This is a genomic window from Pseudomonas sp. GD04091, assembly GCF_029836165.1.
GTDB lineage: Bacteria > Pseudomonadota > Gammaproteobacteria > Pseudomonadales > Pseudomonadaceae > Aquipseudomonas.
The window spans coordinates 1-19,211 of sequence record NZ_JAOEBG010000035.1; the positions used below are offsets into that span (position 1 = coordinate 1).

16 protein-coding genes are annotated in these 19,211 nt (G+C 65.6%); 9 read left to right on the plus strand and 7 right to left on the minus strand.

All coding sequences use genetic code 11. The features are described from left to right. Window positions 1-572 precede the first annotated feature (572 nt). The 6 genes from N7422_RS25905 to gatC form a co-directional block, all read right to left on the minus strand. A complete protein-coding gene (locus N7422_RS25905; protein WP_279809193.1) occupies window positions 573-959 on the minus strand; it encodes a carboxymuconolactone decarboxylase family protein in 387 nt (128 codons plus the stop codon). Between the two features lie 10 nt (window positions 960-969). Then, a complete protein-coding gene (locus N7422_RS25910; protein ID WP_279809194.1) occupies window positions 970-2,013 on the minus strand; it encodes a calcium/sodium antiporter in 1,044 nt (347 codons plus the stop codon). 61 nt (window positions 2,014-2,074) lie between these two features. Further along, window positions 2,075-2,449, minus strand: a complete 375-nt coding sequence (locus N7422_RS25915; RefSeq protein WP_279809195.1) for a septal ring lytic transglycosylase RlpA family protein — start codon at window positions 2,447-2,449, stop codon at window positions 2,075-2,077. Window positions 2,450-2,587: 138 nt separating this feature from the next. Beyond that, the gene (gene gatB / locus N7422_RS25920; protein WP_279809196.1) at window positions 2,588-4,033 is read right to left on the minus strand and encodes an Asp-tRNA(Asn)/Glu-tRNA(Gln) amidotransferase subunit GatB; all 1,446 of its coding nucleotides are present in this window, start codon (window positions 4,031-4,033) and stop codon (window positions 2,588-2,590) included. 11 nt (window positions 4,034-4,044) lie between these two features. Next, window positions 4,045-5,496 carry an Asp-tRNA(Asn)/Glu-tRNA(Gln) amidotransferase subunit GatA gene (gene gatA, locus N7422_RS25925; RefSeq protein ID WP_279809197.1) on the minus strand — a complete coding sequence of 484 codons (1,452 nt, stop codon included), beginning with the start codon at window positions 5,494-5,496 and terminating at the stop codon, window positions 4,045-4,047. Window positions 5,497-5,511: 15 nt separating this feature from the next. Then, window positions 5,512-5,799: an Asp-tRNA(Asn)/Glu-tRNA(Gln) amidotransferase subunit GatC gene (gene gatC / locus N7422_RS25930; RefSeq protein WP_248918826.1), complete on the minus strand. Its 288-nt coding sequence runs from the start codon at window positions 5,797-5,799 to the stop codon at window positions 5,512-5,514. A gap of 203 nt (window positions 5,800-6,002) precedes the next feature. Here gatC and mreB point away from each other — a divergent pair, with 203 nt between their 5' ends. From mreB to tldD, 8 genes are all read left to right on the plus strand, one after another. Further along, complete coding sequence (gene mreB / locus N7422_RS25935) at window positions 6,003-7,040, plus strand: rod shape-determining protein MreB (RefSeq protein WP_003255163.1); 1,038 nt, start codon at window positions 6,003-6,005, stop codon at window positions 7,038-7,040. A 163-nt stretch (window positions 7,041-7,203) separates the two neighbouring features. Further along, window positions 7,204-8,226 (plus strand): rod shape-determining protein MreC, encoded by a 1,023-nt coding sequence (gene mreC, locus N7422_RS25940; protein ID WP_279809226.1) that lies wholly within the window; start codon window positions 7,204-7,206, stop codon window positions 8,224-8,226. Then, window positions 8,226-8,714 (plus strand): rod shape-determining protein MreD, encoded by a 489-nt coding sequence (gene mreD / locus N7422_RS25945; protein ID WP_279809198.1) that lies wholly within the window; start codon window positions 8,226-8,228, stop codon window positions 8,712-8,714. Before mreC ends, mreD begins: the two co-directional genes overlap by 1 nt. A 28-nt stretch (window positions 8,715-8,742) precedes the next feature. Then, window positions 8,743-9,342, plus strand: a complete 600-nt coding sequence (locus N7422_RS25950; RefSeq protein WP_279809199.1) for a Maf family protein — start codon at window positions 8,743-8,745, stop codon at window positions 9,340-9,342. 54 nt (window positions 9,343-9,396) lie between these two features. Next, window positions 9,397-10,854, plus strand: coding sequence for a ribonuclease G (gene rng / locus N7422_RS25955; protein ID WP_279809200.1), 1,458 nt, complete (start codon window positions 9,397-9,399; stop codon window positions 10,852-10,854). Between the two features lie 82 nt (window positions 10,855-10,936). After that, entirely contained in the window at window positions 10,937-14,752 is a 3,816-nt protein-coding gene (locus N7422_RS25960; protein WP_279809201.1) for a YhdP family protein, read from the plus strand. 13 nt (window positions 14,753-14,765) lie between these two features. Continuing rightward, window positions 14,766-15,617, plus strand: a complete 852-nt coding sequence (locus N7422_RS25965; protein ID WP_279809227.1) for a carbon-nitrogen hydrolase family protein — start codon at window positions 14,766-14,768, stop codon at window positions 15,615-15,617. A gap of 2 nt (window positions 15,618-15,619) precedes the next feature. Continuing rightward, window positions 15,620-17,059, plus strand: a complete 1,440-nt coding sequence (gene tldD, locus N7422_RS25970; protein WP_279809202.1) for a metalloprotease TldD — start codon at window positions 15,620-15,622, stop codon at window positions 17,057-17,059. 77 nt (window positions 17,060-17,136) lie between these two features. On the opposite strand, the gene yjgA is transcribed toward tldD, so the two are convergent. Further along, on the minus strand, window positions 17,137-17,658 hold the full coding sequence (gene yjgA, locus N7422_RS25975) for a ribosome biogenesis factor YjgA (protein ID WP_279809203.1): 522 nt from the start codon (window positions 17,656-17,658) through the stop codon (window positions 17,137-17,139). Window positions 17,659-17,767: 109 nt separating this feature from the next. Here yjgA and pmbA point away from each other — a divergent pair, with 109 nt between their 5' ends. Further along, a complete protein-coding gene (gene pmbA / locus N7422_RS25980) occupies window positions 17,768-19,114 on the plus strand; it encodes a metalloprotease PmbA (protein WP_279809204.1) in 1,347 nt (448 codons plus the stop codon). Window positions 19,115-19,211: the final 97 nt, after the last annotated feature.

The following is a 19,211-nucleotide window of genomic DNA, read 5'->3' on the forward strand; positions in this document are numbered from 1 at the left end:
GTTCCTTTTTGATCCTTCAAAAAGGAACTCGCCGTAAGGGCGAAAAGGTGACTATGCGTCACCATCGCAAATGAATGCGCCTATAACTTTCAAAACAGACTATTTAAAAGTCAAAGTCAAAGTCAAAGTCAAAGTCAAAGTCAAAGTCAAATGCGATCGGCGTGGGTTTCTACAGTTGTAAGCGCATTCATTTACGATATCGACGCATAGTCACCTTTTCGCCCTTACGGCGAGTCACTTTTTGTCAAACGCGACAAAAAGTAACCAAAAAACGCTGCGCTCCATTCATCCGGCCCTCCGCTTCGCTCCGGGTCCCCTCACTCCGGCCTTGCTCCCGGGAGGACCGCGCTGCAGGGCCCATCCTGGGCCCCAGCGCTTGACGGGCATCCATGCCCGTCACCTCCCTCCGCAAGGCCTGCGTTCGGCCTCCTGAAGTCGCGAAAGTACGGGCGGCGCCTGGGCTGGCGAAGCTGTCGCTAGCTGACGGTCTGGCTAATCTTCCGGCCACCAAGCTGTATGAATCACCTACATGGGTTACACAGGAGTTCACTCACATAGGTGACAACCCTGACTTAATCCGTAGCGTTCGCCTGATAACTATCAATCACTTCCTGCGCCGCCCGAAACGCATCGATCGCCGCCGGCACCCCGCCATACACCGCACAATGCAGCAGCGCCTCGCGGATCTCCTCAACGGTGCAACCGTTGTTAAGCGCCCCGCGTACGTGCCCCTTGAGCTCCTGCGGGCACTTGAGCGCGGTCAGGGTGGCCAGGGTGATCAGGCTGCGGGTCTTCAGCGGCAGCCCGTCACGGGCCCAGACACTCCCCCAGGCATGCTCGTTGACGAAGTCCTGCAGCGGTTGGGTGAACGCGGTCGCGTTGTCCAGGGCGCGATCGACGAAGGCGTCGCCCATCACCTGGCGGCGCATGCTTTCGCCGGTCTGTTTCGTGTCTGCCATGTTGTTTTCCTTAGTGTTGGCGGCGCCAGGCTCGGACGGTGGTGTACAGCAGCACCACGGCGAGCACCGGCATGATGTAGAACAGCATCAGTCGTTCAAGACGCTCGGCCAACGGCATGCCGGTGGTGAAGGCCACCACATGCAGGCCATAGGCCAGGTAAAGGCACAGGAACACCAGGCCTTCGGCGCGGGTGACCCGGTAGCCGGAGTAGAACACCGGCAGGCACAGGGCGGCGACGCCAAGCATCACTGGCAGGTCGAAGTCCAGGGCGTTGGGCGAGATCGACAGCGGTTCGGGGGTGACCATCGCAGTCAGCCCCAGCACGGCCAGCACGTTGAACAGGTTGCTGCCGATCACCGTGCCCACGGCGATTTCCCGCTCGCCGCGCAGGGCCGCGATCAGCGCGGCGGCGAGCTCCGGCAGCGAGGTGCACACGGCCACCACGGTCAGGCCGATGATGCGCTCGGACAGCCCCAGGTCGGTGGCCACTTCCACGGCGGCTTCGAGCACCAGGTGACCGGCCAGGCTCAACAGGCCGAGGCCCGACAGGATCAGTAGCAGGGCGCCGCTCCAGAAGCGCCAAGGGCTGGCATGCACGGTGCTGGGGGCCGGGTAGGTGCGGGCATAGTGACGTGACTGGTGCCAGAGCATGCCCAGGTAGCCGAGCAGACCGAGCAGCAACAGGCCGCCTTCCAGGCGGCCCAGCTCACCGTTGAGCGCCAGCAGGTAGACCAGGGTGCTGGCGAGGATCATCAGCGGGATATCCAGGCGCACCAGCTGGCGCGACACGCGCAGCGGAATGATCAATGCCGCCAGGCCGAGGATCACCAGCACGTTGAAGATGTTGCTGCCCACGACGCTGCCCACCGCGACGTCCGGCGCGCCCTGGTAGGCGGCCTGCAGGCTCACGGTCAGCTGGGGCGCGGTGCTGCCGAAGGCTACCAGGCTCAGACCGATGATCAGCGGGCGTACGTGCAGGCGAGTGGCCAGGCGCAGCGCGGCGCGCACCAGCAGTTCGGCGCCGATGATCAGCAGCAGCAGGCCCAGGCCCAATCGCAGCAGGCTGAAGGCGGGGAGGGTGGCCAGGTCGAAAATGGCAAGGGCTCCAGTCAGGTCAATCGCTCAGACCTTGTACCCGGACTCGCGCGGTTCCGCTACGGAGCATGCCGATTTTTTCCGCGGCGGCGCGTGACAGGTCGATCAGTCGGCCGCGGGTGTGCGGGCCACGGTCGTTGATGCGCACCACGACGCTGCGCTGGTTGGCGAGGTTGGTCACCAGCACCCGGCTGCCGAAGGGCAGGCTGCGGTGGGCGGCGGTGAGGCCGTGCTGGTTGAAGGGCTCGCCGCTGGCGGTGCGCTTGCCGTGGTGGCGGGCGCCATAGTAAGAGGCGGTGCCGGTGTGGTCGTAGCCGCGCGGGTCGATGTCATGGCTGGCGCAGCCGGCCAGGAGGGAAAAGAGGGTGAGGGTGGTGAGGGAACGCTTCAGCAATTCGGATGCTCCGGTTCTGGCACTGGGACCGCTGCGCGGTCCTTTCGCGACACAAGGCCGCTCCCACAGGTGCTGCTTGATCCTGTGGGAGCGGCCTTGCGTCGCGATCGAGGGCCAAGCCCTCGCCGCGTACTCAGATCACCCTTCGAGCTTGGCCTTGAGCAATTGGTTCACTTGCCCCGGGTTGGCCTTGCCTTTGGAGGCCTTCATCGCCTGGCCGACGAAGAAGCCGAACATCTTGCCGCGCTTGGCCTCGTCGGCGGCGCGGTACTGTTCGACCTGTTCGGCGTTGGCGGCGAGCATCTCGTCGAGCATCTTGTCGATCGCACCGGTGTCGGTGACCTGCTTGAGGCCTTTGCTGTCGATGATGCTGTCGGCATCGCCTTCACCGGCGGCCATGGCCTCGAACACGGTCTTGGCGATCTTGCCGCTGATGGTGTTGTCGCGGATGCGCAGCAGCATGCCTCCGAGGTGCTCGGCGCTGACCGGCGACTGGTCGATCTCCACGCCCAGCTTGTTCAGCAGGCTGCCCAGCTCGACCATGACCCAGTTGGCGGCCAGCTTGGCGTCGCCACCGATCTTCACCACTTGCTCGAAGTAGTCGGCCTGCTCGCGGCTGGAAGCCAGCACGTTGGCGTCGTAGGCGGACAGCCCGTATTGGCTCTGGAAGCGCTCGACCTTCTGCGTCGGCAGCTCGGGCAGCGCGGCGCGCACGGTCTCGAGGAAGCCTGGCTCGATGACCACCGGCAGCAGGTCCGGGTCGGGGAAGTAACGGTAGTCGTTGGCTTCCTCCTTGCTGCGCATGGAGCGGGTCTCGTCCTTGTTCGGGTCGTACAGGCGGGTTTCCTGCACCACCTTGCCGCCATCCTCGATCAGGTCGATCTGGCGCTGGATCTCGCTGTTGATCGCACGTTCGATGAAGCGGAACGAGTTGACGTTCTTGATCTCGCAGCGGGTGCCGAACTCGGCCTGGCCTTTCGGGCGCACCGAGACGTTGCAGTCGCAGCGCAGCGAACCTTCGGCCATGTTGCCGTCGCAGATGCCCAGGTAACGCACCAGGGCATGGATCGCCTTGACGTAGGCCACGGCTTCCTTGGCGCTGCGCATGTCCGGCTCGGAGACGATCTCCAGCAGCGGGGTGCCGGCGCGGTTAAGGTCGATGCCGGTGGCGCCGTTGAAGTCTTCGTGCAGGCTCTTGCCGGCGTCTTCCTCGAGGTGCGCGCGGGTCACGCCGATGCGCTTGATCGTGCCGTCTTCCAGGGCGATATCCAGATGGCCCTTGCCGACGATCGGCAGGTCCATCTGGCTGATCTGGTAGCCCTTGGGCAGGTCCGGGTAGAAGTAGTTCTTGCGCGCGAACACGTTGCGCGGGCCGATCTCGGCGTCGATCGCCAGGCCGAACATGCACGCCATGCGCACGGCTTCCTGGTTGAGTACCGGCAACACGCCGGGCATCCCCAGGTCGACCAGGCTGGCCTGGGTGTTCGGCTCGGAGCCGAAGGTGGTGGCGCTGCCGGAGAAGATCTTCGACTGGGTGGCGAGCTGGGTATGAATCTCCAGCCCGATCACAACTTCCCATTGCATGTGTGAACTCCTCAGAAGCCGTTGGGGGCGCGGGTGTGCCAGTCGGTGACTTGCTGGTAACGGTGCGCGATGTTGAGCAGGCGGCCTTCCTGGAAGTACGGGGCCAGCAGTTGCACGCCCACCGGCAGGCCGTCGACGAAGCCGGCCGGCATCGACAGGCCCGGCAGGCCCGCCAGGTTGGCGGTGATGGTGTAGACGTCTTCCAGGTACGCGGCGACCGGGTCGGCGCTCTTGGCGCCGAGCTTCCAGGCCGGGTTCGGCGTGGTCGGGCCGAGGATCACGTCGACGTCGTGGAACGCGGCCATGAAGTCGTTCTTGATCAGGCGGCGGATCTGCTGCGCCTTGACGTAGTAGGCGTCGTAGTAGCCTGCCGACAGCGCGTAGGTGCCGACCATGATGCGGCGCTGCACTTCGACACCGAAGCCTTCGCCACGGGAGCGCTTGTACAGGTCGGTGAGGTCCTTGGGATCCTCGCAGCGATAGCCGAAGCGCACGCCGTCGAAGCGCGACAGGTTGGAGGAGGCTTCCGCCGGGGCGATCACGTAGTACGCCGGAATGGCGTGCTGCATGTTCGGCAGGCTGATTTCCTTGACCACCGCGCCGAGCTTTTCCAGCTCCTTGACGCTGGCCTGGACCAGCTCGGCGATGCGCGGGTCGAGGCCGGCGCCGAAGTACTCTTTTGGCAGGCCGATGCGCAGGCCTTGCAGCGAGGCGTTGAGGTCGGCGCTGAAATTCGGCACTGGCTCATCGACCGAGGTCGAGTCCTTGGCGTCGAAGCCGGCCATGCCTTGCAGCAGCAGGGCGCAGTCTTCGGCGGTGCGGGCCATCGGGCCACCCTGGTCGAGGCTCGAGGCGTAGGCAATCATGCCCCAGCGCGAAACGCGGCCGTAGGTCGGCTTCAGGCCGGTGAGGTTGGTCAGTGCGGCCGGCTGGCGGATCGAGCCGCCGGTGTCGGTACCGGTGGCGACGGGCAGCAGGCGCGCGGCCACGGCGGCGGCCGAGCCACCGGACGAGCCGCCCGGCACGTGTTCGAGGTTCCACGGGTTCTTCACCGCGCCGTAGTGGCTGGACTCGTTGGCCGAGCCCATGGCGAATTCGTCCATGTTGGTCTTGCCCAGGGTGACCATGCCGGCCTCGGCCAGCCTGGCGACCACGGTGGCATCGTACGGCGCGGTGAAGCTGTCGAGCATCTTCGAACCGCAGCTGGTGCGCACGCCGTTGGTGCAGAACAGGTCCTTGTGGGCGATCGGCGCGCCCAGTAGGGCGCCTGTCTCGCCGGCGGCGCGACGGGCGTCGGCGGCGCGGGCCTGTTCCAGGGCCAGGTCTTCGGTGAGGGTGATGAAGCTGTTGAGCTGTGGGTCGAGCTGCTTGATGCGCGACAGCAGCGCGCCGGTCAGCTCCTGCGAGGAGAACGACTTGTCGGCGAGGCCACGGGCGATCTCGGCCAGGGTGAGTTGATGCATGGCAGGCGCTATCCCTTAATCGATGACTTTCGGAACCAGGTACAGACCGTTCTCGGTCGACGGGGCGACGGCCTGGTAGCGGTCGCGCTGGTTGCTTTCGGTGACTTGGTCGGGGCGCAGGCGCTGGGTGGTTTCCAGCGGGTGGGCGAGCGGCTCGATGCCGCTGGTGTCGACGGCTTGCATCTGGTCGACCAGCCCGAGAATACTGTTCAAGGCATCGGTAATGCGTGGCAGTTCGCCTTCATTCAGGCCCAGGCGGGCCAGATGAGCGATCTTTTCCACGTCGGAGCGTTGAAGCGCCATGGGGATCTCCAGGGAAACGAAAAACGGAATAGGTCCGCAGATGAGGAACATGTCGGGATTCTGGCGGTCAAAGGGCCGCGATCATCGGCTGGCATGCTCGGAAAAACAGCCAATTTAACATATTGGCTCCTTGCCCAAAATCCCTGCCATTGTTAGAGTTTGCCGCACTTTTTTACCCACGCTTTCCCCAGGGTCACTTTCCCATGTTCAAGAAACTGCGTGGCATGTTCTCCAGCGATCTGTCCATCGACCTGGGTACTGCCAACACCCTTATTTACGTGCGTGAGCGCGGTATCGTCCTGAATGAGCCCTCGGTGGTTGCCATCCGTACCCACGGCAACCAGAAAAGCGTCGTCGCAGTCGGTACCGAAGCCAAGCGCATGCTGGGCCGCACCCCCGGCAACATCGCTGCCATTCGTCCGATGAAGGACGGCGTGATCGCCGACTTCAGCGTTTGTGAAAAGATGTTGCAGTACTTCATCAACAAGGTGCACGAAAACAGCTTCCTGCAGCCCAGCCCACGCGTGCTGATCTGCGTGCCGTGCAAATCCACCCAGGTGGAGCGCCGTGCCATCCGTGAATCGGCCCTCGGTGCCGGTGCCCGTGAAGTGTTCCTGATCGAAGAGCCGATGGCCGCCGCCATCGGTGCCGGCCTGCCGGTCGAAGAGGCCCGTGGCTCGATGGTCGTCGACATCGGTGGCGGTACCACCGAGATCGCCCTGATCTCGCTCAACGGCGTGGTCTACGCCGAGTCCGTGCGTGTCGGCGGCGACCGTTTCGACGAAGCCATCGTCACCTACGTGCGCCGCAACTACGGCAGCCTGATCGGCGAATCCACCGCCGAGCGCATCAAGCAGGAAATCGGTACCGCCTACCCGGGCGGCGAAGTGCGCGAAGTCGACGTTCGTGGCCGCAACCTGGCCGAGGGCGTGCCGCGTGCCTTCACCCTGAACTCCAACGAAGTGCTCGAAGCCCTGCAGGAGTCCCTGGCGACCATCGTCCAGGCGGTCAAGAGCGCCCTGGAGCAGTCGCCGCCGGAGCTGGCCTCGGACATCGCCGAGCGTGGCCTGGTGCTGACCGGTGGTGGTGCGCTGCTGCGCGACCTGGACAAGCTGCTGGCCCAGGAGACCGGCCTGCCGGTGATCGTCGCCGAAGACCCGCTGACCTGCGTCGCCCGCGGCGGTGGCCGTGCCCTGGAGATGATGGACAAGCACGCCATGGACCTGCTCTCCAGCGAGTGATCGCTGCGCAGTAGCCCATACCCAGGTTTACAGGTGGCACGCACAGTGCTACCTGTATGCGCTGTGCTGGCGCCCGGTCGGGCGCCGTTTCCGTCAACCCGCAGCAGGCCGGTGCATTGCCCCATGTCCAATGACCTCCTGAGTCGTCCACGAGGAACGGCCCATTAAACCGCTTTTCTCCAAGGGCCCCTCGCTGGGCGTTCGCCTGCTCGTACTGGTGGTGATGTCGGTCGCGCTGATGGTGGTCGACTCGCGCTTCGACCTGCTCAAGCCGGTGCGCAGCCAGATGGGCCTGGTACTGATGGAATCCTACTGGATCACCGATCTGCCGCAGCGTATGTGGCAGGGTGTGGCCGGCCAGTTCGGCAGCCGCACCGAGCTGATCGCCGAGAACGAGAAACTCAAGACCGAGGCCCTGCTGTTGCAGGGGCGCCTGCAGAAGCTGGCGGCCCTGACCGAGCAGAACGTGCGCCTGCGCGAGTTGCTCAACTCTTCCGCCCTGGTCAACGAGAAGGTCGAGGTCGCCGAACTGATCGGTGTCGACCCCAATCCCTTCACCCACCGTATCCTGATCAACAAGGGCGAGCGCGACGGCGTGTTCCTCGGCCAGCCGGTACTCGATGCCCGTGGCCTGATGGGTCAGGTGGTCGAGCTGATGCCGTACACCTCGCGGGTGCTGCTGCTCACCGACACCACCCACAGCATTCCGGTGCAGGTCAACCGCAACGGCCTGCGCGCCATCGCCAGCGGCACCGGCAATCCGGAGCGCCTGGAACTGCGCCACGTGGCCGACACCGCCGACATCAAGGAAGGCGACCTGCTGGTCAGCTCCGGCATGGGGCAGCGCTTCCCGGCCGGCTACCCGGTGGCCACGGTCAACGAGGTGATCCACGACTCTGGTCAGCCATTCGCCATCGTCCGCGCCATCCCCACCGCCGCGCTCAACCGCAGCCGCTACATGCTGCTGGTGTTCAGCGACCGGCGTACCCCGGAAGAGCGTGCCACCGAAGCGGCGATCGCCCAGGAAGAGGCCGACCGCCAGGGCGCCAGCCGTGGCCAGGCACCGGCCAGCCCGACGACGCCCGCGTCGACCGGCACACCTGCTCCCGCGGCAACGGTACCCGCGGCAGAGGGTACGGCCCCGACCCATCCGCCCGCCGCGCCCGCTCAACCCCGGAGACAATAATGGCCAGCACCCGTAGCAGAAACGGCTGGGCCATCTGGCTGACCTTCGCCATCGGCCTGTTGCTCAGCGTCTCGCCCATGCCGCAGTTCATGGAAGTGTTCCGGCCCATGTGGCTGGCACTGCTGCTGGCGTTCTGGACCCTTGCCGTGCCCGGCAAGGTCGGCATGACCACCGCCTTCATGCTCGGCCTGGCCGAAGATGTGCTGTACGGCACCTTGCTTGGCCAGAACGCGCTGATCCTCACGCTGATCACCTTCCTGGTGCTGTCGTTGCAACAGCGCCTGCGCATGTTCCCCATGTGGCAGCAGAGCCTGGTTATCCTGGTGGTCTTCGGCATCGCCCAGCTGATCCAGCTGTGGCTCAGCGCCTTGACCGGCAATCGTCTGCCGACCCTGGCGCTGGTCTGGTCCGCGGTGATCAGTGCCTTGCTCTGGCCGTGGGTCAGCTTCGCCCTGCGCGGCCTGCGCCGTCGCCTGCACATCCACTGACGCGCCGTCATCGACAGGGAGAAGTCCAATGCCCCAGCTGTACCTGGCCTCCGGCTCACCTCGTCGCCGTGAACTGCTGACCCAGATCGGCGTGCCGTTCACTGTCGTCAGCGCCCCCATCGATGAAACCCCGCTACCGGGCGAAGCGCCGGCAGCCTATGTCGAGCGCCTGGCCCAGGCCAAGGCCGTGGCCGGCTTCGCCCATACCGACGGTGCTGGCGTGGTACTGGGCGCCGACACCACCGTGGTGCTCGATGGCCAGATCCTCGGCAAGCCGGAAAACCGCGAGCAGGCGTTGGCCATGCTCGGCGACCTGTCCAAGCGCACGCATCAGGTGCTCACCGCCGTGGCGCTGACCGATGGCCAGCGCAGCATCAGCCGTTGCGTCAGCACCACCGTGCGATTTCGCACCATCTCCTTCGAGGAAGCGCTGCGCTACTGGGACAGTGGCGAACCTGCCGACAAAGCCGGTGGCTATGCCATCCAGGGCCTGGGCGCGGTGTTCGTCAGCGGCATCGAGGGCAGCTACTCGGCCGTGGTCGGCCTGCCCCTGAGTGAGACCGCCGAATTGCTCGAGCAATTCGCCGTTCCTTGTTGGCAACTGCAAGAGGGTTCCGCACAGCGCTAGCCAGCCACACCGCAGCAATCCATCATTACCCCAGACCCCTGACGAGAGCGCGCCATGAGTGAAGAGATCCTGATCAACATCACCCCGATGGAATCCCGCGTGGCAGTGGTGGAGAACGGTGTTCTGCAAGAGGTGCACGTCGAGCGCACCCAGCGTCGCGGTATCGTCGGCAACATCTACAAGGGCAAGGTGGTGCGCGTGCTGCCGGGCATGCAGGCGGCGTTCGTCGACATCGGCCTGGAGCGGGCGGCATTCATCCACGCCTCTGAAATCTCCCAGCGCGAAGGCTCGGCCGTGGAGACCATCACCGCCCTGGTTCACGAGGGCCAGGCGCTGGTGGTGCAGGTCACCAAGGACCCCATCGGCACCAAGGGCGCGCGCCTGACCACCCAGCTGTCGATTCCGTCGCGCTACCTGGTGTACATGCCGCGCAGCAGCCATGTCGGCATTTCACTGAAGATCGAGGAAGAAGCCGAACGTGATCGCCTCAAGCAGGTGGTCACCGACAGCATGGCCCAGGAAGACATGAAGGACGCCGGGGGGTTCATCCTGCGTACCGCGGCCGAAGGCGCCCGCGCCGAGGACATCCTCCAGGACATCCGCTACCTGCGTCGCCTGTGGGAGCAGATCGGCTCGCAGATCAAGACCTGCGGCGCGCCGACAGTCATCTACGAAGACCTCGGCCTGGCCCTGCGCACCCTGCGCGACCTGGTCAACCCGAAGATCGAGAAAATCCGCATCGACTCGCGGGAGACTTTCCAGAAGACCACCCAGTTCGTGGCCGAGCTGATGCCCGAAATAGCCGATCGCCTGGAGCATTATCCCGGCGAGCGGCCGATCTTCGACCTCTACGGGGTCGAAGACGAGATCCAGCGCGCGCTGGAGCGCAAGGTGCCGCTCAAGTCCGGCGGCTACCTGGTGATCGACCCTGCGGAGGCGATGACCACGATCGACGTCAACACCGGCGCCTTCGTCGGCCATCGCAACCTCGAAGAGACCATCTTCAAGACCAACCTCGAGGCGGCCACCGCCATTGCCCGACAGCTGCGCCTGCGCAACATCGGCGGAATCATCATCATCGACTTCATCGACATGGAGGACGAGGAGCACCAGCGCCAGGTCCTGCGTACGCTGGAGAAGCAGCTCGAACGCGATCACGCCAAGACCAACATCATCGGCATCACCGAGCTGGGCCTGGTGCAGATGACTCGCAAGCGCACCCGCGAGAGCCTCGAACAGGTGCTGTGCGAACCCTGTGCCGCCTGCCAGGGGCGTGGTAAGTTGAAGACCCCTGAGACGATCTGTTACGAAATTTTCCGCGAGATCCTCCGCGAGGCCCGCGCCTACCAGGCCGAGGGTTACCGGGTGCTGGCCAACCAGAAGGTGGTAGACCGCCTGCTCGACGAGGAATCGGGCAACGTCGCCGAACTCGAGGCGTTCATCGGGCGAACCATTCGTTTCCAGGTGGAGTCCATGTATTCCCAGGAACAATATGACGTGGTGCTGCTCTGACCCGCGCTCAAAGCGGTTGCCCCAAGGATGGGCTGGCAAAGCGCTATACACCGGCCATAGTTAAGGGACGACTTGGAGGGCCATGGCCATGGAACGTCTGACCCGCGTTCTGGGCGCCTTGACCCGCTGGGGGCTGGGAATCTGCGCCCTGCTGGCGGTGCTGGTGGCGCTGTATGTCAGCCTCGGTCGGCAACTGGTACCCCTGGTCGCCGAATACCGTGCGGACGCCGAGCTCAAGGCCGAACAGGCCTTGGGCCTGCCCGTGCATGTCGGTGCGCTGGAGGGTCGTTGGAGCGGGCTGGCGCCGGTACTGCGCGTGCGCGATCTGCAACTGGGCGAAGGCGCAAGCGCCTTGCGCCTTGATGACGTCAAGCTGGTGCCGGACCTGTGGGCCAGCCTCAAGGCTCGCGAGGTGCGCCTTGCGCGTATCCAGCTCAGCGGGTTGCAGTTGATCCTGCGTGAAGACGAGCAGGGCGCCTGGGCCCTCGAAGGCCTGCCGAAAAAGGATGACGCACCGCTCGACCCGGCCGATGCGCTCAAGCGCCTTCGCCAGTTGGGACGGATAGATGTCTTCGACAGTCAGGTCACCCTGCACGCCTGGCAACGTGATCCCCTGACACTCACCTATGTCAGCCTGGGCCTGCAGGCCGGGGCTTCGCGCCAGAGCGTCGACCTGCGCGCCACGCTGCCCGATGGTCAGCCCCTGGCCGTGAGCCTGGATAGCCGTGCAACCGCCAAGTCCTGGCGGGACGGGCGTGTGCAAGCCTACCTGAGCCTGCCACAGAGCGACTGGGCGCGCTGGCTGCCGCCGAAGCTGCTGGGCCAGTGGCAGGCCGGCACCCTGCGTGCCGGTGGCGAGTTCTGGATCGACTGGAACAAGGGCCAGCTGCAACAGGCGATGGTTCGCCTCAATGCCCCGCAGCTCAAGGGTGCCTACACCGGGCGCAAGGCCGTTACCCTGGACAACCTGGCCCTGTCCGCCTGGTTCCAGCGCGGGGAGCAGGGCTTCGACGTCGCCGTCGACTCCTTGGCCATGAGCCTGGGCAAGACCCGCTGGGAGTCCCATCTGCAACTGGCGCAGCGTCCCGGGCAGAGCCCGGCCGAGGAAAGCTGGCAGGTGCAGGCCGACCGTCTCGACCTGACCCCGCTGACACCCTTGATCGACGCCCTGGCGCCGCTGCCGGACAAACTGATGACCGTGGTCGATGCGCTCCAGGTGACCGGGGCGCTGCGCAATGTGCGCCTGGACATCCGGCCCAAGACCGAAGGCGACCAGCGCGTGCAGTTCGCCGCCAACCTGGAGAAGGTCGGCTTCGACGCCTATCACGGTGCGCCGGCCGCCGGCAACGTCAGCGGGGCCATCAGCGGTGATCTCGGCCATGGCGAGCTGCGCCTGGATACTGAGGCGTTCATGCTGCATCTGTACCCGATCTTCGGCAAACCCTGGCATTACCCGAAGGCCAACGCGCGGCTGACCTGGACCCTCGACAAGCAGGCCTTCACGCTGGTCGCCCCCTACATCAAGGTGCTGGGCGACGAGGGCAAGATCGCCGCGGACTTCCTCATCCGCATCCACCTGGAGCCCGGCCATGAAGACTACATGGACCTGCGTGTCGGACTCACCGAGGGTGACGGACGCTACACCGCCAAGTACCTGCCCGAAGTGCTCAGCCCGGCGCTGGACGAATGGCTGCGCAGCGCCATCGTCAAGGGCAATGTCGATGAAGGTTACTTCCAGTACCAAGGCTCGCTGCACCACGATGCACCGCCTCATGCCCGGGATATCAGCCTGTTCTTCAAGGTCCATGACGCGGCGCTGGACTTCCAGCCCGGATGGCCTCAGGTGCAGCAGGTCGATGGCAATGTCTACATCGAGGATACCGGCGTGCGCATCAAGGCCAACCGTGGCCTGCTGCTCGATACCCGGGTCAGCGACGTCAGCGTGAACATCCCCCATGTCGAGGGCGACCAGCATAGCCACCTGCTACTCGATGGCGACTTCGACGGTCGCCTCGGCGATGGCCTGAAGATCCTCAAAGAGGCGCCCATCGGCACAGGTGAGATCTTCGCCGGCTGGGAAGGCGAGGGGCCGCTCAAGGGCAAGGTCAAGCTCGATATCCCCTTGGCCCATGGACAGCGCCCCAAGGTGCTGGTGGACTTCGCGACCGCCGACGCGACCTTGAAAGTGGCGCCGCCGAGCCTGGAGCTGAGCCGGCTGAAGGGTGACTTCACCTTCGACTTCGACAAGGGCCTCAGCGGCAGGGACATCACCTTGCAGGCATTCGGCAAGCCGGTCAGCGCGCAGATTGCCGCCGAGGGGCAGGGCGGGCAGATTCAGACCCGTATCAACGCCACCGGTCAGGTCGGCCTCAAGGCCCTGACCGACTGGCTGCAGTTCCAGCAGCCGTTGCCGGCTACCGGGGACTTGCCGTACCAGCTGCAGGTGACGCTGGGCAGCCGCGAAAATCGACTCACCGTCAGTTCGTCGCTCAAGGGGCTGGCCATCGACCTGCCGGCCCCCTTCGGCAAGGCCGCCGCAGAGACCCGTGACAGCCGCTTCGGCCTGACGCTGCAAGGCCCCGAGCGGCGCATCGACGGCAGCTACGCCGACCTCGCCCGCTTCGCCTATGCCGCACCGTCGGACAAGCTGGACCAGGGCCGTGGCGAGCTGCTGCTGGGCACTGGCGAAGCCAGCCTGCCCGCAGGCCAGGGGCTGCGCGTGCGTGGCCGGATCGAGACGCTGGACCTGGCGCCCTGGCAGCAGCAGATGGAACGCCTTGGCGGCAAGGATCCGGGCGGCAGCGCCCGGCAGAACCTGCAGAGCGTGGACCTGAGCATCGGCCAGCTCAAGGCCTTCGGCATGGACCTCAACCAGGCCGTGATCCGCCTGGCCCGTGGCGGCCCGGCCTGGGACCTGCGCCTGGACAGCAAGGAAGTGATCGGCAATGCGCGGATTCCCGATGCCAAGGCCACGCCGATGACCATCCGCCTGCAGACCTTGCGCCTGCCGCCGGCCGACCCGAACGAGGCCCAGGCCGAAAATGCGCCGGATCCGCTGGCCGACACCGATCCGCGCAAGGTGCCGCCGCTGGACCTGACCATCGACAAGCTGTATCGCGGCGACGACCTGTTCGGCAGTGCGAACCTCAAGCTGCGCCAGACCCCGCGCGGCATGGCTTTCAGCGATGTCGACCTGGATCTCAAGGGCCTGCATATCGATGGCAGCGGCGGCTGGGAAGGCGAGCCTGGCAGCACGTCGAGCTGGTACAAGGGTCGCCTGGACGGCAAGAACCTGGCAGATGTGCTCAAGGCCTGGGGCTTCGCGCCCACCGTCACCAGCCGCGATTTTCGCATGGACGTGGACGGTCGCTGGCCGGGATCGCCGGCCTGGGTCAGTCTCAACCGCTACTCAGGCAGCCTCGACGCGGCCCTGCGCACTGGCCAGTTCGTCGAGGTCGAAGGCAGCGCCCAGGCCCTGCGGGTGTTCGGGCTGCTCAACTTCAACTCCATCGGCCGACGCCTGCGCCTGGACTTTTCCGACCTGTTCAGCAAGGGCTTGGCCTATGACCGGGTCAAGGGGCTACTGGTGGCCAGTGAAGGGGTCTACGTGACCCGCGAGCCGATCGCCGTGACCGGTCCGTCGAGCAATTTCGAGCTCGACGGCACCATGGACTTCGTCCGTGATCGGGTCGATGCCAAGCTGCTGGTGACCCTGCCGGTGACCAACAACCTGCCGCTGGCCGCGTTGATCGTCGGCGCGCCGGCGGTCGGTGGCGCGCTGTTCCTGGTCGATCGTCTGATCGGTGATCGGGTGGCGCGCTTCGCCAGTGTGCACTATCGCGTCGAAGGTCCGGTCAAAGAGCCTAGAATCACTTTTGTGAAACCTTTCGACAAATGAGCCCGGGATGGTCATGACCTCAGCAGTGATCCAGATGGTCAGCCAGGACGATGTGCTGGCCAACTTGCAACGTGCCGGGGCGCTGCTGGAGCAGGCCGCCGCCGGCGGCGCGCGGCTGGCGGTGCTGCCTGAGAACTTCGCTGCCATGGGCCGCCGCGATGCTGCTGCGATCGGCCGGGCCGAGGCGCTGGGCGAAGGACCGATCCTGCCCTGGTTGAAACGCACCGCCCGCGACCTCAGGTTATGGATTGTCGCCGGCACCTTGCCGCTGCCACCGGTTGGAGAGGCGGATGCCAAGGCGCATGCCTGCTCGCTGTTAATCGATGAGCACGGCGAGATCGCCGCGCGTTACGACAAGCTGCACCTGTTCGATGTCGATGTGGCCGACAACCGGGGCCGCTACCGCGAATCGGATGATTATGCCCACGGTAGCCAGGTCGTGGTGGCTGAGACGCCCGTCGGACGGTTGGGCCTGTCAGTCTGCTACGACCTGCGCTTCCCCGAGCTGTACAGCGCCTTGCGTGCCGCCGGGGCCGAGCTGATCAGCGCGCCGGCGGCGTTCACCGCGGTGACCGGCGCGGCGCACTGGGAAGTGCTGATTCGCGCACGGGCCATCGAAACCCAGTGCTATGTGCTGGCGGCCGCCCAGGGCGGCTTGCATCCGGGGCCACGGGAAACCCATGGCCAGGCGGCGATCGTCGACCCTTGGGGGCGCGTCGTCGCGCAACAGGCGCGGGGCGAAGCGGTGCTGCTCGCCACGCGCGATATCGAAGAACAGGCGTCCATCCGGGCGCGCATGCCGGTACTCAGCCACCGGCGCTTTTTCTCGCAGGGCGCCTTGCGGCCTGCGCACACCTCGGAGTGACTATGAGCGAGATTTTATCCACCGTCAGTGAGCAGCTCCTGGCCCCGGGCGGGTTGACCCTCGACAGCTTGCAGACGGTACTGGGCGAGCTGGCCGGCCCAGGCATCGACGCCGCCGATCTGTACTTCCAGGGCCAGATCTCGGAAACCTGGGCGCTTGAGGACGGCATCGTCAAGGAAGGCAGCTTCAACCTCGACCAGGGCGTGGGCGTGCGCGCCCAGTCCGGCGAGAAGACCGGCTTCGCCTACAGCAACGCGATCAACCTCGAAGCGTTGACCTCGGCGGCACGGGCCGCGCGCTCCATCTCCCGCGCCGGGCAGGAGGGCAGGGTACAGGCGTTCCGTAGCCAGGACGTGACCGCGCTGTATGCACAGGACAATCCGCTGGACGTGCTCAGCCGCGCCGAGAAGGTCGAGCTGCTCAAGCGTGTCGACGCCGCCACGCGCGCGCTCGATTCGCGCATCCAGCAGGTCAGCGTGAGCATGGCCGGTGTGTGGGAACGCATCCTGGTCGCGGCCGCCGATGGCAGCCTGGCCGCCGATGTACGGCCGCTGGTGCGTTTCAACGTCAGCGTGATCGTCGAGCACAATGGCCGTCGCGAGCGCGGTGGGCAGGGCGGTGGCGGGCGAACCGACTACCGCTTCTTCACCGAGGAGCGTGTGATGGGCTATGCCCGCGAGGCGCTGCGTCAGGCGCTGGTCAACCTCGAGGCGATTCCGGCGCCTGCCGGCACGCTGCCGGTGGTGCTCGGCCCGGGCTGGTCCGGCGTGCTGCTGCACGAGGCGGTCGGCCATGGCCTGGAAGGCGATTTCAACCGCAAGGGCAGTTCGGCGTTCAGTGGGCGTATCGGCGAGAAAGTGGCGTCGAGCCTGTGCACCATCGTCGACGACGGCACCCTCGAAGGCCGCCGTGGGTCGCTCAGCATCGATGACGAAGGCACCCCGACCGAATGCACCACGCTGATCGAGAACGGCATCCTCAAGGGCTACATGCAGGACAAGCTCAATGCCCGCCTGATGGGTATGGCCGTGACCGGTAACGGTCGCCGTGAATCCTACGCCCACCTGCCGATGCCGCGCATGACCAACACCTACATGCGTGCCGGCGACAGCGACCCCGAGGAAATCATCAAATCGGTGAAGAAGGGTATCTACTGCGCCAACCTTGGCGGTGGCCAGGTGGATATCACCAGCGGCAAGTTCGTGTTCTCCACCAGCGAGGCCTACCTGATCGAGGACGGCAAGATCACCGCGCCGGTAAAGGGCGCGACATTGATCGGCAATGGTCCGGAGGCGATGCGGGGTGTATCGATGGTCGGCAACGACCTGGCGCTGGACAGCGGAGTGGGCACGTGCGGCAAGGATGGGCAGTCGGTGCCGGTGGGCGTTGGCCAGCCGACCCTGAAGCTGGATGCAATTACCGTGGGTGGTACGGGGGCTTGATGATCGATCGCGGGGCAAGCCCGCTCCCACGCAGCCTTTACAGGCCCCTGTGGGAGCGGGCTTGCCCCGCGAAGGTCTCAACGCAGACCGCGCTGGGTCTCGTCGAGGTCGCGGATGTACTTGAACACTTTGCGCGCGGCGGCAGGCGGCTTGCTCCGCGCCTTCTCGTGCTGGGCATGACGGATCAGCGAGCGCAGGTGCTGGCGGTCGGTGTCGGGGTACTCGTTGACGAAACGCTCGAGGTCCTCGTCGTTACCGTCGATCAGGCGGTCGCGCCAGCGTTCCAGGCCATGGAAGCGTTCGTTGTATTGGCGGCTGGAGCTGTCGATCTGCTCGAGCACTGCATGGATGGCGTCCAGGTCCTGCACGCGCATCAGCTTGCCGACGAACGACATGTGGCGTTTGCGGGCGCCATGGGCGGTATGCCGGGAGGCCTCGTCCAGCGCCTTGCGCAGCTCGTCGGTCAGCGGCAGGCGGGCCAGGGTGTCGGCCTTGAGGGTGGTGAGGCGCTCACCGAGTTCGACCAGCGCATGCAGCTCGCGCTTGATCTGGGTTTTGCTTTTTTCGCCATCGAAGGCGTCGTCGTAAGAATCAACCATGGGGGCAGTCCGCAGGAAATCGCCGCCATGATAACCAGTCGGGGGCCGCTTGTCCGGCCCGGTCGTAGAATGACCCAAGCCGTACGCAGAATTTTCAGTGGAGAGAACCATGAGTGCAGTCCAGAGCGTAGGCCCCAAGGACCTGCCGGCGTTGCAGGAACAGGTCGAGGCGATCGTCGCCGAGGCGCGCCGCCAGGGCGCCAGTGCCTGCGAAGTGGCGGTGTCGCTGGAGCAGGGCCTGTCCACCACGGTGCGCCAGCGCGAAGTCGAGACCGTCGAGTTCAATCGCGATCAGGGCTTCGGCATCACCCTTTATATGGGGCAGCGCAAGGGCTCGGCCAGTACCTCGGCCAGCGGGCCTGAGGCAATCCGCGAAACCGTCGCGGCGGCCCTGGCGATTGCCAAGCATACCTCCGAGGACGAATGCTCGGGTCTGGCCGATGCGGCGCTGATGGCCCGCGATATCCCCGACCTCGACCTGTACCACGACTGGGACATCGAGCCGGAGAAGGCCATCGAGATGGCATTGGCCTGCGAGGCGGCGGCGTTCGATGCCGACAAGCGCATCCTCAATGCCGACGGCACCACCCTGAACACCCATCAGGGCGTGCGGGTATACGGCAACAGCCACGGCTTCATCGGCGGTTACGCGTCCACCCGGCACAGCCTGAGCTGCGTGATGATCGCCGAAGGTGACGGCCAGATGCAGCGCGACTACTGGTACGACGTCAACCGCCAGGGCGAGCTGCTCGCCGACCCGCGCAGCATCGGCCAGCGTGCGGCGCAGCGTGCCGCCAGTCGCCTGGGCGCGCGCCCGGTGCCGACCTGCGAGGTGCCGGTGCTGTTTTCGGCCGAGCTGGCCGGTGGTCTGTTCGGCAGCTTCCTCTCGGCGATTTCCGGAGGCAACCTGTATCGCAAGTCCTCCTTCCTCGAGGGCGCCATCGGTCAGCGCCTGTTCCCTACCTGGCTGACCCTCGACGAGCGTCCGCATATCCCACGCGCGTTGGGCAGCGCGGCCTTCGACGGTGATGGCCTGGCCACCTATGCCAAGCCGTTCGTCGACAAGGGCGAGCTGGTTTCCTACATTCTTGGCACCTATTCCGGGCGCAAGCTGCAGCTGCCGAGCACCGCCAACGCCGGCGGCGTGCACAATCTGTTCGTCACCCACGGCGTGGAAGACCAGGCGGCGCTGGTCCGGCGCATGGGCCGTGGCCTGCTGGTGACCGAGTTGATGGGGCATGGCCTGAACATGGTGACGGGCGATTACTCGCGCGGCGCCGCCGGCTTCTGGGTGGAGAACGGCGAGATTCAGTTCCCGGTCCAGGAAGTGACCATCGCCGGCAACATGAAGGACATGTTCCAGCAGATTGTCGCCATTGGCAGCGATATCGAAACCCGCAGCAATATCCACAGTGGTTCGGTGTTGATCGAGCGCATGACGGTGGCCGGCAGCTGACCGGCCCTCTGTCGAGGTGGCGCGGGAGCGGGGCTTGCCTGGCGATGATCTCAAGGGCAATCGCGGGGAAGGCCCGCTCCCATGGCCACCCTCGCTC